A 15,054-nucleotide genomic window follows, 5' to 3' on the forward strand; every position below is an offset into this window, starting at 1 on the left:
GTTAGTTATTTGCCTGAAAGGAAATACAAGTCGAAGAGGGTAACGCTCGCGTGCAGATCTGATCAAGCAGCGCCTGCTGATGACTGATAATGAGCATACCTAATGGCCGACGCTGGCATTCTTCAAGCAGCAGCGCCCAGATATCCCGTTGAATGGAAGGATCAAGCTGGGCGGTAATTTCATCGGCAATAAGAAAACGTGTCCGCGGGTCCAGCGCGCGAAGTAAAGCAATTCGCGCCAGTTCACCGCCAGAAAGTTGTCCGGGACGGCGGGTTAACCACTCAGGGTTGATGTGAAGACGGGTAAGCATTTCAGCATCCGGTCGCCATGCATCATGCACCGCATCACCGGTGCTGCGCCGGGGGTTAAAAGTTAATTCCGGATGCTGTGGCACCAGTTGCACCGGGCAATACTGGTGCATCGGCAACGGTTGGTCATCAACCAGAATGTCACCCGAAGTTGGTTTCTGCCAGCCCGCCAGCACGCGGCCCAGCGTCGTTTTGCCAGTTCCACTGGGCGCACAAATCCCAATACGTTCACCAGGGCGTAGAGAGAAGGTCAGATTTTGCCACAGAACCTTTTCCCCCTGACGGATGGTTACATCACGACAGCACAGCATCGCGCTCTCCAAAAAGTTGATTTCTTTCAGGCAGCGCCCGCCATTGTCGTTGCAGATGTTCGCTAATCTCTCCGCGTAACAACTGTTCCCGGCTGACGTTATCCGACACCCTTCCCTGATGTAGCGCGACAATACGATCCGCATGGCGGGCCGCCAGCGTGAGGTCATGCGTTACCCATAAAACACCAGCCCCTTGCTCACATTGCTCACGCAACTGTTCAAGCAGTTGATTAGCCAGTGGTGCATCAAGCCAGGCGGTAATTTCATCCGCCAGAATATAGCGAGCCTGACTCAGAGACGCGTGACAGGCCAGAACACGTTTCGCCATACCGCCTGAAAGCTGGCGCGGAAAAGCATCTAATACACGACTTTCCAGTCGGCTACGCTGGAGCAATCGTTCAATTTTTCCGGCATTCCATTGCTGGCCAGAAAGCTGGCATGCCCTGCGCAGATGCTTTTCAATCGAAAGCAGCGGGTTAAGTGCCTGAATACCTTGAGGGACATAGCTGAAGGTATTGCCGCGACATTTGCGAATATCATCACTGTCCAGCGTTTTACCTTCCAGGGTAATAACGCCGTTGAAACGCAAATTGTCTGGTAAGAGATCGAGCAGACATTGCAGCAACAGGCTCTTACCTTCCCCACTTCCCCCAACTAACGCCACCATCTGACCAGGCGCTACGTCGAAAGAGATATCTTGTAACAGCGAAGACCAGTTTTTCGCGCCGTACCAGCGATAACGCGCCACGTCCAGCGAGACCTGCCTTAAACTCAACATGCGTCACCTCGTAACCATAAACGATGCACCGCCCTTGCGAGCTGATCGAATAACATCACCAGACTGAACAGCATCAGTCCTGGAAACAGCACTAACCACCAGTCGCCATGACTGATAAACCGCAGCGCATCCGCCAGCAGCAGGCCCAGTGACGGTTCATGCGGCGCCAGTCCAAAACCGAGGAAGCTTAACGCCGCGCTGTGCAACACCGCGTGGGGAAACATCAGCAATGTTCCCGTTAGCCACTGGGGTAATAACGCCGGTAGATAGTGATGCCGCCAGCAGTATAAATGGCCGTGTCCCAGACGCCAGGTCAACGTCAGATAGTCACTGTGGGCCACGCGCTGTGCTTCAGCACGCAGGATCAGCGCCAGACGCGGCCAGTGTGTTAGTGCAACCGCCATGATTACCCCGTTTTTCCCGCCCCCCAGCGTAAAACAGATCAAAATGAGCAACAGCAGATGCGGCATCGACAGCATGGCATCAGTAATCAGGCGCATAAGCACATCCAGACGCGGATGTATGCGCGAAACCGCCGCCATTAGTAGCGCAATCAAGCCACTGCACAACGCCGCACCAATACCAATTTGCAGACTGGTTAGTGCTCCCTGAAAACAACGGATCCACAGATCGCGACCAAGGTTATCGGTGCCAAACCAGTACATCGCATCAGGCGGTAGATGACGGGCAAGAAGATTAACGCTCAACGGGTTATCCAGCATTGCGGCACCATACACTGCAATGAATAACAGGCAGCTAAAAGAGAACAAAAGACGAATCAGCGTCGGCGTCGGGTTATAGAGCATCAGGTCGTTCCAGAGCACGGTTCAACATACGGACAAGCCAGGTAGACAGCGAATTGCCAATGAACACCAATACGGTGCTGAACAAAACAATCCCCATCAGTAAAGGCAGATCGCCGCGTAACCCGGCATCAATGGTGGCCTGCCCCAGTCCTGGGTAAGCGAAGACTTTTTCGGCCAATAATGCACCTCCCAACAGCTCCCCCAGCGAGGCAAACTGCAAACACAGCGCAGGCGTAATTGCATGACGTAGAACCTGATGACGCAACAGCGACCAGCCTTTATCTCCCTGAGAACGCGCAAAACGGACAAAATCGCTTTTCATCACGCTGGCGATGCTTTCGCGTGTATGCAGCGTAATTTGTCCCAGTCCCAGCAAACTGAGCGCGCAAACGGGAAGCACCAGATGACGCAAACGCTCGGTCAGCGTGGCCATATCGCCGCTGTTGCCCGGCTCCCACGCGCAGCAGACCGGAAATACCGGCCAGCGCACGGCAAATAACGCCAGCAGCAACATGCCAATCCAGAAGGTCGGCAGCGAAGAAAGCAGATAGCTGAGGCGACAGATTGCTTTGTCCGGCCAGCGATTCAGGTAGCGACCCGCGACAAACCCCATTGCCGTTCCCAATATGCCGGAGAGTAGCCACGCGCCGCCAAGCAGTGCAAACGAGGTGGAAAAACGTTCCTTGATCACGCTGGCAACCGGCGCATTAAACAACATGGAATAGCCGAGATCGCCCTGCAATACCCGTACAAACCAGTGACCAAAACGCTCCCATAGCGGCTGGTCCAATCCCCAGCGAGCAGCAATGCGTGCATATTGCTCCGGCGGCACATGCAGGAGATCGTTGCCGATATAAGCACGAATCGGATCGACCGGAGAAAAGCTGAGCAGCACAAAAGTGCCAGCCGCAACCAGCACTAATAACACTATCAGCCGTAGAAAATGGCCCACAACAGACTTCATCAACGGCAGGTCCAGGTCCATTCGTCCAGATTATTGAGCAGTGACCAGCTACCGTGAATCTCCGGTGCGCCTTTGCCTAAATCAATACACGGATTTGCCAGGTAGGTATGCTGAATATTCAGCAGCCATGCCCAGGCGGCATCACCCTGCACGCCAGCCCCTTGCTTGCCATCCCACTCCACCTGTTGCCAGAAAGGCAACGCTTTTTGCCAGTCCGGGGCGTCAATAGCCTGTTTAAGATGCTGTTCAACAACAGGGTTGCTGTAATAGCCTGGATTGTAATATTCCACGCCCGCGGCCTGATTACTGTAATGTTGGAACAGCTCCATCGGATCCAGACTTCCCCAACCAAATAGTGTCGGGTTCGCATGCATGTGACGCTCAACGGTTTCCCAGCTTCCGGATTGCAGCGAGATCTGAATCCCCACCGGCGCCAGCATTGCGCGGACAGCTTCGGCTAAATCCCGGCGCGTACTGTCACCGCTGGCGTACCATAAAGTCAGTCGAGCCTCTTTGCCGTCTTTCACTCGTACGCCATCTTTACCCACCTTCCAGCCAGCTTCTTCCAGAATTGTGCGTGCTTTTTCGCTGTCACCATCTTTGAACACAACGGATTGCCCCTGCCATGGCAGCCCCTGTACTGCGCTATACGCAGGAATCGCATGACCCTCCATGACCTGATCGGCAAGCTGCTTACGGTCGATGGCATAGTTGATGGCGCGCCTGATGGCAACATCGGCAGTGATATCGTTCCCAATCGGATAACCATTGGCGTCTTTTTTACCTGCAGGAACCATCGGGAACACAATGCCCCGGTTTTCCACACTATCGCGTACCCAAAGTTTCAAGTTTTTCTGCTGAGGAGCGACCGCCATCGACGGCGCGATACGTACGAGTCCCAATTGGCCACTGCGCGCTGCGGCATAAGCGTTATCTTCATCAAGGAAGACAAACACCAGCTTACTGAAATCATTTTTCTTACCGGCATACCAGGGGTTAGCCTCCACGATCAACTGCTGTCCCGGCTGAAAACTCACCAGCCGATAAGGACCCGCGCCAATCGGATTTTTGGCAAATGTTTTTTCGTCATACCGTTTCGCCGGAACAATACCCAAAGACCCCAGCACATTCACAAAGGTGCTCTGTGGGCTATTCAGCGTAATTTCTACCGTGCGGTTATCTTTCAGGCTGGCATGGGTGAAGTTTCCCATGTCGATTTTGCCGCCGCTTTTTGCTGCTTTGTTATAGGTGAACACCACATCTTCAGCGGTTAGCGGGGAACCATCAGAGAATTTGAGGTCGGGTTTTAACGTCAACGTCCAGGTTTTGCCGTCTGCGCTGGTCTCTACTTTTTCCGTCAGCAGGTTTCCCCAGCTCATATCTGCATTTTGTTTTAATAATGGTGCATGCAAAAGCAAATAGCTGCCATGACTCCAGCCCAACATCGGGTCAAACCCTTCCGTTGGTTCTGGTCCAATTGCCAGTTTTAACGTCTGCCCTTCGCTCGCATTTTGCGCGGCAAGAAGTGGTGAGGTTAATGCGAGAGTCAATGCGCACGTAAGCAGTGCCAGCTTGCCTTTGATCATTATGTTATCCAGATTTACGTTATTTTTATGCTGCATAACGATTTACCGTCGTTAAGCAGTCTCCTGGGGAAGGGATTATGGCGGACAGAAATGATGAAAAAAATGATGCGGCGCAGAAAAGTATGACGATTTTCTAAAATTATCATACTTTTTTCTGATACTCCGTTATGAGTACGATATGAATCTCAGAAAATAGGTTAATCCCTCGCCATTTATTCAATGGAATATTAATCCCGATCTAATAATTACCCATGCGGACTATTGGTCCTCCCTGCTAATTCCTTATCTAAAATTCATGACAATTTATGTATATTTATTCAAGAAAAACACCAGAAGTGACAAGTTATGTAAATTTGTAATGATAATTATTTGTATTATCATTTCCATCAATTATCTTACTGCCTTTGAATTTTTAACAAAGGAAGTTTGACTATGCGTTTAAAACCTGTTGCCTCTGTCGTTCTGTCCTGTTTTGGATTTTCCAGCCCCCTGGTGTTTGCTGAAGATGTCATGGTGGTAACCGCTTCCGGTTATGAAAAGAAAATCACCAATGCCGCCGCCAGCGTCTCTGTTATTTCACAGCAAGAGTTACAAACCAATAAATATAATGACTTAGGTGAAGCCCTGCGTTCTGTTGAAGGGGTAGATGTTGAAAGCAGCACCGGTAAAACCGGCGGTCTGGAGGTTAGTATCCGCGGTATGCCCGCCAGCTATACCTTGATCCTGATTGACGGTATTCGTCAAAACGGCAGCAGCGACGTAACGCCAAATGGCTTCTCTGCCATGAATACCAGCTTTATGCCCCCGCTGGCGGCAATCGATCATATTGAGGTGATCCGCGGCCCGATGTCGACGCTTTATGGGTCCGACGCAATCGGTGGCGTGGTGAATATCATCACCAAAAAAAGCACCGATAAATGGAGCACTTCCATCAATACCGGCGTTAACCTGCAAGAGAGTAATAAATGGGGTAACAGCACCGTTGCCAACTTCTGGTCAAGTGGCCCATTAATCGCGGGCGTACTGGATATGCAGGTTCGGGGAAGTACAACCCAGCGTCAGGGTTCCAGCGTCACCTCCCTCAGCGATACCTCCTCCACCCGCGTACCTTATCCTACCGAGTCGGAAAACTACAATATCGGTACGCGCTTCGACTGGAAAACCAATGAGAACAATACGCTGTGGTTAGATCTCGATTCCGCCAGACAGCGCTATGACAACGATGACGGGCAGTTGGGCAACCTGACAGGGGGGTATGATAAAACGCTACGCTATGAGCGTAACAAAGTGACCCTCGGTCACGATACAGCCTTAACGTTCGGCACCTGGAAATCCTCCCTTGGCTGGAATGAAACCGAGAACAAAGGCCGGCAATTGGTATCTTCCGCACTCACGCCAGAGAACGCAGGTCGGGCCGGTGACGCACGTGAACTGAAGAACACTAACGTTATTCTTGACTCAGTGCTGCTGACGCCATTAGGTGATTCACACCTCTTAACCCTTGGCGCAGAATACTGGGATGCAAGGATGAAAGATGGTGTGGTGCTGGCAAATACCGGCGAGACGTTCCATCAAAAAACGTGGGCAGCCTATGCGGAAGATGAATGGCATATTCTCGACTCGCTGGCCTTAACCGCAGGAACACGCTATGAGCATAACGATGTCTTTGGCGGTCATCTCAGCCCACGAGCCTATATGGTCTGGGACGTTTCCGACGCCTGGACGCTCAAAGGCGGCGTGACGACAGGTTATAAAGCACCATCACTGAGCCAGTTGCATAACGGGATCAGCGGTGTAACCGCGCAGGGAACGGTGAATACGGTCGGTAACCCGGACCTCAAACCTGAGGAAAGTATCAGCTACGAAACCGGGCTCTATTACGAGAACGACGCTGGGCTTAACGCCAACATTACCGGCTTCTATACCGAATACAAAAATAAAATTGTCTCATATTCTATCGATGATAATACCAACAGCTATACCAACAGCGGCAAGGCAAGGACCGATGGCGTTGAATTTGCCAGCACCTTCCCTCTATGGTCGGATGTGCTGACCTTATCTCTCAACTACACCTACACTCAGAGCAAGCAAAAAGATGGTGAAAATAAAGGCGCGCCATTAAGTTACACGCCAAAACATATGGCTAACGCCCGTCTAAACTGGCAGGCAACGGAAGATATGAACGCCTGGTTAAGCGCACGTTATCGCGGCAAAGCCCCTCGCTTTACCCAAAATTACGACAACCTCAGCGCGGTACAAAAGGCCGTCTATGACGATAAAGGCGCTGATTTAAAAGCCTGGACCGTTGTCGACATGGGGATGTCTTATAAGCTGACCAAAGATCTGACGCTTAATACGGCGGTTAATAACGTGCTGGATAAAGATTTTAGTGAGGTCAAATTGTACCAGGTGGGCCGTAATAGCACCTACGCAGGTGATTATTATCAGACTGCACAGTCCACTACCGGATACGTAAACCCGGGCCGTAACTACTGGGTATCTTTAAACTATCAGTTCTAATTTTATAAGACCCTGCTGGTCGGGGCACACTAATACCCTGACCAGCAGAATATTATTGAGAGAAGACACAAGATATAATCAGCAACTTATTTTAACATATAAGAATATTTAAATAATTAATACAGAAACACCCCTTCCTGCACCATTAGACACAATGCCAAAACAATAACCCCAACGATACCGCCTAAAAACAGGACTGCGGCAATCGCAAGCTGGTTGCGGTTTGTGTATTTTGTTTTGTTTCGCACATCCAACTTTTTTTTTGCCGCTCTGTGACTTGAGTCACGCTCCATCGCGAATGTTATATCTGCCATACCATTATCCAGTTGCTGTATATGAAAACACAAATAACCACTTAATCGGTAAGGGTATAGATTTTAAACAACAGAATCTGAGATTTATCTCACGATAAAGATAAGCGTCGGATTTTTACTACCGAACCAGATTTCATGCTCTCTGTCCTTCAATAAGGTTATCCTGTATTTATTCGATAAAAACCTTCACTTTAGGCTTTGACAGCAGAATCATGACGAAATCAGTGAAGGTCACTGGTTTATAGAAATAGTACCCTTGCAGGAAAACAATGTTGTTTTTGTTGAGATAATCGAGCTGAGCCTTCGTTTCAACCCCTTCAGCAACGATGCTTAAAGACAGCTTGCGCGCCAGATCGAGAACACAATCCAAAATTCGGGTTGAATCGGGAAGCTCATTTACCCTTCCCACAAAGCTCTGATCGATTTTAATGTAATCAATGTGCAGGTCATGCAAATAAGAAAGCCCAGAATAGCCCGTACCAAAATCATCCAACGCAATAACAAAGCCATTCTCATGCAGGATATTGAGCCTCTGCACAAGATCTTCATCCACATCTAACGGCTCGCGCTCAGTAACTTCGATTACCAGATTGAGGTCATCGCGGTTAAAACTATCTCTGTAATGCAGGCACTCCTGCACGAATGTAGGGGATGTGATATGAGATGCGCTGAAGTTAATGCCGACATGGAAGCCAAATGGCAGTTTGCTGGCAATGGCGTTCATATTTGCCGCAACCTGCCGCATCAGACTTTGAGTCAGTGGTACTATCAGGCCTGATTTTTCGGCGACGGGAATGAAGGAAGCAGGAGAGATATATCCGGCTTTAGGATGTTTCCATCGGGCCAGTACTTCAACACCGCGTAACGTCCCCTCGCGACCATTTACGATAGGTTGATAAAAAGGCACGATCTCTCCTTTTACTATCGCCCTGCGCAACGTTTCTTCAGGAGTATCGCTCTTGTTCAGATACTTATCAATGGCATAAGCGGCTGCGAAGGACATTAACAGGATAAAAACCAGAATCCCTGAACCTTGTGTAACCAGCCTTTTTGCACTAAACAGTGGCGGTTTATTATAAATAATACTGAACGGATATTTTACGGAATTGACCTGACCAGACTCACGTGCGCTTGCTGTAACGGTATTCACATCGCCCAATAAACCAAGTACTTCGTCGCCTACGAGTAGTGAATATGTCACTCCCTTTAACGGAACATTCAATGCTCCACGGATATGCACCCCGCTGATGGTGACAATAATGCGGTGGGTTTGAAAACGAGTTTGATACAGCAGAACGGGGATCTCATTTTCCGTGTTTCTTGCGGAAGTAAGCAGCAATTTTGTATCAGTAATCACAGGAATTTGCTTAAGTAAAATCCTATTCCCCGGTAAAGACGTACACCAAATCTTCCCCTGCCGGATAATGATCAGCGTTCGCAAATGAGGCCGAAGAGCCGCTTCGGTTCCGAGTTGGTATTGCCCCTCCAGATCGCATTTTTTTTCAGCGATGTTCTTAGCGGTTCTGGTTGCCTGGAAAGCTTCATCAAGTATGTTATCCATATTTTTCGCGGCATATCTGGCTCCCTCAAGAGTTTCTGTCGAAGAGGAATGCCAAAGCTGCATATTAAGAATAAAAACACCGATCAAAAAAAGACACACCGCTGCGGTTACCGGTAAAAGTGCTTTGCGCATTCTCATGTCCTGTAGCGAAAACCGATCGGTCGTTGCGATGAGCATTGACGTGTTCTAATTTATCTCTACAGAGCATGGTAGACAGAAACAAAAGTCGCCATGCGCCCAGTCACATTTTCAAGATTACAACATAACAAATTGATTTTTATATAAAATCAACCTTGAAAAGATCATAACAATAATGACATCCCTCTTTCCAATTTTGTTATCATATACATGTGCTAATAAGAGGTAAGAAAATGAAAATATTTATCACTGACAATGACGGGAACCTCATTCCTGTTGACGGGAAAAGCGTCGTGATCGAATTGAATAGTGGCGGAACTATCGAGATCGCCGAGGAGTACAGTCGGGACGATGTTCCTGAGGGCATTAATCTGTGGGGCGGACGAGAACCTTCCCCTTCACTCTCTTTCGAGGAAATCAAAGCCAGAACAGAAGGCCTGGGAGTTTACCCCATCGCAGCCAACGCTCTGCATGTATTTCCGTACAAACTTTCATCAAAAGAATGATTGCATACAACAGGTGTAGCGTTTTTCTCAAACCAAAGTAAGGCCACTGTTATCATAAATACCTCTGGCCTTGGGGGGAGTCAACTCGCCAATAGCTGTTACTTTCTGATTGCAGCCCATACTGGCGCTGCATTATTTCATCACTATATACAGAAGGTTAATACGCTTTTGAGAGTGATGCCTGAGCATAACCATTTGAATAGTTAATAGATGATTAAAATATCAAGAACATAATTACTTAAAACCGTATATGCGTGTTCTTAAATATTAATCGTCATCATGATGCTTATGTTTCTTGTGATCACTCATAGCCTCTTTGAAAGCATCCGCTTGTGTATTAGCGGCCTGCAGTCGACTCATATTAGCACTGTAATTATTCCAATATTCTTTTTCTTCGTGATAACAAACGTCACGGCTAATTCCCTTCGCTTCGCACTTTGCTAAGCGTTGTTCTTCTGATACACAACCAGACATCAAAGAAACGGCAGAAAACGCAACCAATATCATCATTAATTTATTCATATAAATAACCTTAGAATTTCCAGCCGGCGCCGACTACAATACTATTAGCTTGTGCGCCAAAGACCTTAGAACCTTCATAGCCTGCATCAACAGTGAAACCTGCAATGGGGGTAAACTGAATACCAGCGCCATAGGCAAAACCTGTAGAAGTGTCAGTTTCACCATTAGCTTTGATCGCACCTCTCCCAATACCCGCCATTACATAAGGTTTTACCACATCATTTACTTTATAACTTTCACCGACTAATGCAGAACCATAACCACGATCTATATCATTATCGTCATTTGCTGAAATGGTTAAGGATGTCATAACACCAAAATCATTCTCATCTGGGGTATAACCATATTTAGCGTTAAAACCATTAAGGTTCTGCCCATCTGTCCGGGTATGTACATAACCGCCGGTGACTACGCTTTCTCCTGCATAAACTGACATAGCAAAACACAATGTAACAGCCACTAAACCTGTTTTTAAACTTAGCATTTTAATAACCATTTTCATCATCAACTAATAGTAAGTTACACACATAATAAGGAATCATGCTTTGGTTTTCATTTCTCAAGCATGTCGCCAAGAGAAAAACAGAAAGGTAAAAAAACATCAATCGGGGAAAATGTTCTTTTTTGGACATTACTAATATTCAGAATAATCAACTGTCATAACATGCTGATAAAAATAGATTTAAAATTAGAGTAAAAAAACCTTAAAACGCTTCTTCCTTGTAAATATTTCCGATATTTTTCTTATTTTTAAAATGATTGCCCCCCATCTAATAATCAATAATATAAAAACACCACTCAATTATAGTTAGTTCTCATACCCGAATAGAGTTAAACAAAGAAATATTGACAGATATGGATATCTTTTATCAATAAATAAAATTGTAACAACGAAGATAAAAATTTTATCTTCAGTGCTATTAAAATGAGTTTAATAGTCTGCGATTTAGGAAAGCATTTTGCAGGTAAAAAAAACGGGAACCTCTCGGCTCCCGTTCTCACACAACCCAGAATCTGGATTACATGTTTTCGATGATCGCGTCACCAAACTCTGAACATTTCAGCAGCTTAGCGCCATCCATCAGACGTTCGAAGTCATAGGTTACGGTCTTGGCGTTGATCGCGCCTTCCATACCTTTAACGATCAGGTCAGCCGCTTCGGTCCAACCCATGTGGCGTAACATCATTTCAGCAGACAGAATGATGGAACCTGGGTTCACTTTATCCTGACCTGCATACTTCGGTGCAGTACCGTGGGTTGCTTCGAACAGTGCGCATTCGTCACCGATGTTTGCACCCGGCGCGATACCAATACCACCAACCTGTGCGGCCAGCGCATCGGAGATGTAGTCACCGTTCAGGTTCATACAGGCAATCACATCATATTCAGCCGGACGCAGCAGGATCTGTTGCAGGAACGCATCGGCGATAACGTCCTTAACCACGATCTCTTTACCGGTTTTCGAGTTCTTGATTTTCACCCATGGACCGCCGTCGATCAGTTCACCACCGAATTCTTCACGCGCTAACTGGTAACCCCAGTCTTTGAACGCGCCTTCGGTGAACTTCATGATGTTGCCTTTGTGTACCAGGGTAACTGAATCACGATCGTTGGCGATGGCGTATTCAATCGCTGCACGCACCAGACGTTTAGTCCCTTCTTCAGAACACGGTTTGATACCAATACCGCAATGTTCCGGGAAGCGGATTTTCTTCACGCCCATCTCTTCGCGCAGGAATTTAATCACTTTCTCAGCATCAGCAGAGTCAGCTTTCCACTCGATACCCGCGTAGATATCTTCGGAGTTTTCGCGGAAGATGACCATGTCGGTCAGTTCAGGGTGTTTAACCGGGCTTGGTGTGCCCTGATAATAACGCACCGGACGCAGGCAGACATACAGGTCAAGTTCCTGACGCAGAGCAACGTTCAGAGAGCGAATACCGCCGCCAACAGGGGTGGTCAGAGGGCCTTTAATGGCAACACGATATTCACGAATCAGATCTAAGGTTTCAGCAGGCAACCAGACGTCCTGGCCATAAACCTGAGTGGATTTCTCGCCGGTGTAGATTTCCATCCAGGAGATTTTACGCTCGCCTTTATAGGCTTTCTCGACAGCAGCATCGACAACTTTGATCATCGGTGGGGTTACATCAACGCCGATACCGTCGCCTTCAATGAACGGGATAATCGGATTTTCAGGAACGTTGAGTTTGCCGTTTTGCAGGGTGATCTTCTTACCTTCCGCCGGAACAACTACTTTGCTTTCCATTCACCTCTCCTTCGAGCGCTTCTGGTTCTGCTCGTCTGTCATCACGCTGCATGTGCGTTTGCGTCCTGCTACACGGATGCGTTAGAGCAACTTTTTGTTAATGATTTGTAATGAGCGTGTCAATACTACCCTATTGTTCGCCGCCATGAAAGACACTCGTTCTTAGGCTATAATGCGGCAATTGATATAATCTGAAAATACCATGCAAAAAACTTCTTTTAGAAATCACCAGGTTGAGCGATTCAGCTCACGACAAGTCACTAAGCAGCGTAAAGAAAACCAGCCAAAACGCGTGGTTTTGTTCAATAAACCCTACGATGTTTTGCCACAATTTACTGACGAAGCGGGACGCAAAACGTTAAAAGATTTTATTCCCGTGCCGGGAATTTATGCGGCGGGCCGACTCGACAGGGACAGCGAAGGGCTTTTGGTGCTGACCAATGACGGCGCGCTGCAGGCGCGGTTAACGCAACCCGGAAAGCGTACCGGGAAAATTTATTACGTCCAGGTTGAAGGCGAGCCGACAGCTGAAGCGCTGGACGCCCTGCGTACCGGAGTAACGCTCAATGATGGTCCCACGCTACCCGCAGGTATTGAAGTAGTAGAGGAACCCGTATGGCTGTGGCCGAGAAATCCGCCGATTCGGGAACGGAAAAACATTCCCACCAGCTGGTTGAAAGTCACCTTATATGAAGGCCGCAACCGTCAGGTACGTCGTATGACCGCGCATGTTGGATTTCCTACGCTGCGCCTCATCCGCTATGCCATGGGGGATTACACGCTGGAAAATCTTGCTAACGGCGAGTGGCGAGATGTAACTAACTGAATAAGGAACAGGTATGTTCAAACCACACGTTACGGTCGCATGCATTGTGCATGCAGAAGATAAATTCTTAGTCGTTGAAGAAACGATTAATGGCAAAGCCTTGTGGAATCAACCTGCAGGACACCTGGAAGCCGATGAAACGCTGGTGCAAGCCGCGGCACGCGAACTGTGGGAAGAAACGGGCATTAAAGCGCAGCCACAGCATTTCATTCGTATGCATCAATGGATTGCGCCGGACAGAACGCCCTTTTTGCGTTTTCTTTTCTCTATCGAGCTTGCCAATATGTGCGCTACTGACCCCCATGACAGCGATATAGATTTCTGCCGTTGGGTCAGCGCAGAAGAGATTTTCTCTGCGCCAAACCTGCGTTCGCCGTTGGTTGCAGAGAGTATTCGCTGTTATCAGAGTGGACAGCGTTACCCGCTGGCCATGATCGGCGAATTTAACTGGCCGTTTACAGAGGGTGTCAAGTAAAGGGCTGCGTGCTAGAATATGCCGCCTTGAAGTTCAATGTCGTGAGTATTCCTATGTCTGAAAGCCCAAAAAAAGTGATCGTCGGCATGTCCGGCGGTGTCGATTCCTCCGTTTCTGCCTGGCTGTTACAACAACAGGGCTATCAGGTAGAAGGCCTGTTCATGAAGAACTGGGAAGAGGACGATGGCGAGGAATACTGCACAGCGGCCGCCGACCTTGCGGATGCGCAGGCTGTCTGTGACAAACTCGGCATTGAACTGCATACCGTCAACTTTGCCGCAGAATACTGGGACAACGTCTTTGAACTGTTCCTTGAAGAGTACAAAGCGGGCCGTACGCCGAACCCGGATATTCTGTGCAATAAAGAAATTAAGTTTAAAGCCTTCCTTGAGTTTGCCGCCGAAGATTTAGGTGCCGATTACATCGCCACCGGCCACTACGTGCGTCGCGCGGATGTCGACGGCAAGAGCCGCCTGCTGCGTGGGCTCGATGGCAATAAAGACCAGAGTTATTTCCTCTATACGCTCGGCCATGAGCAAATCGCGCAAAGCCTGTTCCCGGTCGGTGAACTGGAAAAACCGCAGGTGCGTAAAATTGCCGAAGATCTTGGTCTGATTACAGCTAAGAAAAAAGACTCCACCGGCATCTGCTTCATTGGCGAACGTAAGTTCCGCGAGTTTCTTGGCCGTTATCTGCCTGCTCAGCCAGGCAAAATCATCACCGTTGATGGCGAAGAGATTGGCCAGCATCAGGGGCTGATGTACCACACTCTGGGTCAGCGTAAAGGTCTGGGTATTGGCGGAACGAAAGAAGGGACAGAAGATCCATGGTATGTGGTGGATAAAGACGTTGAGAACAACATTCTGGTTGTCGCTCAGGGTCATGAACATCCACGTCTGATGTCAGTTGGCCTGGTGGCGCAACAGCTGCATTGGGTCAATCGCGAACCGTTCACCGGCACCATGCGCTGTACGGTGAAAACCCGCTATCGTCAGACCGACATTCCGTGCACCGTTAAGGCACTGGATGCTGAGCGTATTGAAGTCATTTTCGACGAACCAGTCGCGGCGGTCACGCCGGGTCAGTCGGCCGTCTTTTACAATGGCGAAGTGTGCCTCGGCGGCGGCATTATCGAACAACGATTGCCTCTGCCGGTATAATTACTTACA

Annotated in this window: 15 protein-coding genes and 1 pseudogene; 6 read left to right on the forward strand and 10 right to left on the reverse strand. The window is 48.4% G+C overall.

Annotated elements, in window-relative coordinates:
* Nucleotide 1 precedes the first annotated feature (1 nt).
* Genes OGY83_RS07095 through OGY83_RS07115 form a run of 5 tightly spaced genes read right to left on the reverse strand, consistent with a single transcriptional unit; the run spans nt 2 to nt 4,789 of the window.
* Nucleotides 2-619 (reverse strand): ABC transporter ATP-binding protein, encoded by a 618-nt coding sequence (locus OGY83_RS07095; protein ID WP_123266989.1) that lies wholly within the window; start codon nt 617-619, stop codon nt 2-4.
* Nucleotides 603-1,397 carry an ATP-binding cassette domain-containing protein gene (locus OGY83_RS07100; RefSeq protein ID WP_136391767.1) on the reverse strand — a complete coding sequence of 265 codons (795 nt, stop codon included), beginning with the start codon at nt 1,395-1,397 and terminating at the stop codon, nt 603-605. Before OGY83_RS07100 ends, OGY83_RS07095 begins: the two co-directional genes overlap by 17 nt.
* A complete protein-coding gene (locus OGY83_RS07105) occupies nt 1,391-2,203 on the reverse strand; it encodes an ABC transporter permease (protein WP_123266988.1) in 813 nt (270 codons plus the stop codon). The genes OGY83_RS07100 and OGY83_RS07105 overlap by 7 nt, the downstream gene beginning before the upstream one ends.
* The gene (locus OGY83_RS07110; protein WP_079938578.1) at nt 2,193-3,167 is read right to left on the reverse strand and encodes an ABC transporter permease; all 975 of its coding nucleotides are present in this window, start codon (nt 3,165-3,167) and stop codon (nt 2,193-2,195) included. The genes OGY83_RS07105 and OGY83_RS07110 overlap by 11 nt, the downstream gene beginning before the upstream one ends.
* Nucleotides 3,167-4,789, reverse strand: a complete 1,623-nt coding sequence (locus OGY83_RS07115) for an ABC transporter substrate-binding protein (protein ID WP_286635578.1) — start codon at nt 4,787-4,789, stop codon at nt 3,167-3,169. The genes OGY83_RS07110 and OGY83_RS07115 overlap by 1 nt, the downstream gene beginning before the upstream one ends.
* Nucleotides 4,790-5,185: 396 nt before the next feature.
* Here OGY83_RS07115 and OGY83_RS07120 point away from each other — a divergent pair, with 396 nt between their 5' ends.
* Nucleotides 5,186-7,273: a TonB-dependent receptor gene (locus tag OGY83_RS07120; protein ID WP_286635579.1), complete on the forward strand. Its 2,088-nt coding sequence runs from the start codon at nt 5,186-5,188 to the stop codon at nt 7,271-7,273.
* A 116-nt stretch (nt 7,274-7,389) separates the two neighbouring features.
* On the opposite strand, the gene OGY83_RS07125 is transcribed toward OGY83_RS07120, so the two are convergent.
* Together OGY83_RS07125 and pdeG are read right to left on the reverse strand one after the other, a co-directional pair.
* Nucleotides 7,390-7,587 (reverse strand): hypothetical protein, encoded by a 198-nt coding sequence (locus tag OGY83_RS07125; protein ID WP_286635580.1) that lies wholly within the window; start codon nt 7,585-7,587, stop codon nt 7,390-7,392.
* A gap of 169 nt (nt 7,588-7,756) precedes the next feature.
* A complete protein-coding gene (gene pdeG, locus OGY83_RS07130) occupies nt 7,757-9,280 on the reverse strand; it encodes a cyclic di-3',5'-guanosine monophosphate phosphodiesterase PdeG (RefSeq protein WP_286635581.1) in 1,524 nt (507 codons plus the stop codon).
* Nucleotides 9,281-9,519: 239 nt separating this feature from the next.
* On the opposite strand from pdeG, the gene OGY83_RS07135 reads away from it, so the two are divergent.
* Together OGY83_RS07135 and OGY83_RS07140 are read left to right on the forward strand one after the other, a co-directional pair.
* Nucleotides 9,520-9,792 (forward strand): hypothetical protein, encoded by a 273-nt coding sequence (locus OGY83_RS07135; protein WP_047411841.1) that lies wholly within the window; start codon nt 9,520-9,522, stop codon nt 9,790-9,792.
* A gap of 87 nt (nt 9,793-9,879) precedes the next feature.
* Nucleotides 9,880-9,999: pseudogene (locus OGY83_RS07140) on the forward strand (cytochrome b); the annotation flags it as partial.
* Between the two features lie 60 nt (nt 10,000-10,059).
* Here the strand turns inward: OGY83_RS07140 and OGY83_RS07145 are convergent.
* From OGY83_RS07145 to icd, 3 genes are all read right to left on the reverse strand, one after another.
* Nucleotides 10,060-10,314: a hypothetical protein gene (locus OGY83_RS07145; protein WP_123266984.1), complete on the reverse strand. Its 255-nt coding sequence runs from the start codon at nt 10,312-10,314 to the stop codon at nt 10,060-10,062.
* 10 nt (nt 10,315-10,324) lie between these two features.
* Nucleotides 10,325-10,810: an Ail/Lom family outer membrane beta-barrel protein gene (locus tag OGY83_RS07150; protein WP_286635582.1), complete on the reverse strand. Its 486-nt coding sequence runs from the start codon at nt 10,808-10,810 to the stop codon at nt 10,325-10,327.
* A gap of 523 nt (nt 10,811-11,333) precedes the next feature.
* On the reverse strand, nt 11,334-12,584 hold the full coding sequence (gene icd, locus OGY83_RS07155; RefSeq protein ID WP_286635583.1) for an NADP-dependent isocitrate dehydrogenase: 1,251 nt from the start codon (nt 12,582-12,584) through the stop codon (nt 11,334-11,336).
* A 202-nt stretch (nt 12,585-12,786) separates the two neighbouring features.
* On the opposite strand from icd, the gene rluE reads away from it, so the two are divergent.
* From rluE to mnmA, 3 genes are read left to right on the forward strand one after another with little or no spacing between them, the layout of a single operon-like run.
* Nucleotides 12,787-13,410 carry a 23S rRNA pseudouridine(2457) synthase RluE gene (gene rluE, locus OGY83_RS07160; protein WP_286635584.1) on the forward strand — a complete coding sequence of 208 codons (624 nt, stop codon included), beginning with the start codon at nt 12,787-12,789 and terminating at the stop codon, nt 13,408-13,410.
* Between the two features lie 13 nt (nt 13,411-13,423).
* Nucleotides 13,424-13,885: an NUDIX hydrolase gene (locus tag OGY83_RS07165; protein ID WP_123266982.1), complete on the forward strand. Its 462-nt coding sequence runs from the start codon at nt 13,424-13,426 to the stop codon at nt 13,883-13,885.
* Between the two features lie 53 nt (nt 13,886-13,938).
* Nucleotides 13,939-15,045 carry a tRNA 2-thiouridine(34) synthase MnmA gene (gene mnmA / locus OGY83_RS07170; RefSeq protein ID WP_199952164.1) on the forward strand — a complete coding sequence of 369 codons (1,107 nt, stop codon included), beginning with the start codon at nt 13,939-13,941 and terminating at the stop codon, nt 15,043-15,045.
* Nucleotides 15,046-15,054 lie beyond the last annotated feature (9 nt).

Origin of the sequence: Citrobacter sp. Cpo090, from assembly GCF_030332665.1 — a bacterium.
GTDB lineage: Bacteria > Pseudomonadota > Gammaproteobacteria > Enterobacterales > Enterobacteriaceae > Citrobacter > Citrobacter portucalensis.

What these genes read in the sequence shown, in the direction of transcription:
- OGY83_RS07095 (WP_123266989.1), bottom strand. Translation starts at nt 619, where the DNA reads ATGCTGTGCTGTCGTGATGTAACCATCCGTCAGGGGGAAAAGGTTCTG.
- OGY83_RS07100 (WP_136391767.1), bottom strand. Translation starts at nt 1,397, where the DNA reads ATGTTGAGTTTAAGGCAGGTCTCGCTGGACGTGGCGCGTTATCGCTGG.
- OGY83_RS07105 (WP_123266988.1), bottom strand. Translation starts at nt 2,203, where the DNA reads ATGCTCTATAACCCGACGCCGACGCTGATTCGTCTTTTGTTCTCTTTT.
- OGY83_RS07110 (WP_079938578.1), bottom strand. Translation starts at nt 3,167, where the DNA reads ATGAAGTCTGTTGTGGGCCATTTTCTACGGCTGATAGTGTTATTAGTG.
- OGY83_RS07115 (WP_286635578.1), bottom strand. Translation starts at nt 4,789, where the DNA reads ATGCAGCATAAAAATAACGTAAATCTGGATAACATAATGATCAAAGGC.
- OGY83_RS07120 (WP_286635579.1), top strand. Translation starts at nt 5,186, where the DNA reads ATGCGTTTAAAACCTGTTGCCTCTGTCGTTCTGTCCTGTTTTGGATTT.
- OGY83_RS07125 (WP_286635580.1), bottom strand. Translation starts at nt 7,587, where the DNA reads ATGGCAGATATAACATTCGCGATGGAGCGTGACTCAAGTCACAGAGCG.
- pdeG (WP_286635581.1), bottom strand. Translation starts at nt 9,280, where the DNA reads ATGCGCAAAGCACTTTTACCGGTAACCGCAGCGGTGTGTCTTTTTTTG.
- OGY83_RS07135 (WP_047411841.1), top strand. Translation starts at nt 9,520, where the DNA reads ATGAAAATATTTATCACTGACAATGACGGGAACCTCATTCCTGTTGAC.
- OGY83_RS07145 (WP_123266984.1), bottom strand. Translation starts at nt 10,314, where the DNA reads ATGAATAAATTAATGATGATATTGGTTGCGTTTTCTGCCGTTTCTTTG.
- OGY83_RS07150 (WP_286635582.1), bottom strand. Translation starts at nt 10,810, where the DNA reads ATGGTTATTAAAATGCTAAGTTTAAAAACAGGTTTAGTGGCTGTTACA.
- icd (WP_286635583.1), bottom strand. Translation starts at nt 12,584, where the DNA reads ATGGAAAGCAAAGTAGTTGTTCCGGCGGAAGGTAAGAAGATCACCCTG.
- rluE (WP_286635584.1), top strand. Translation starts at nt 12,787, where the DNA reads ATGCAAAAAACTTCTTTTAGAAATCACCAGGTTGAGCGATTCAGCTCA.
- OGY83_RS07165 (WP_123266982.1), top strand. Translation starts at nt 13,424, where the DNA reads ATGTTCAAACCACACGTTACGGTCGCATGCATTGTGCATGCAGAAGAT.
- mnmA (WP_199952164.1), top strand. Translation starts at nt 13,939, where the DNA reads ATGTCTGAAAGCCCAAAAAAAGTGATCGTCGGCATGTCCGGCGGTGTC.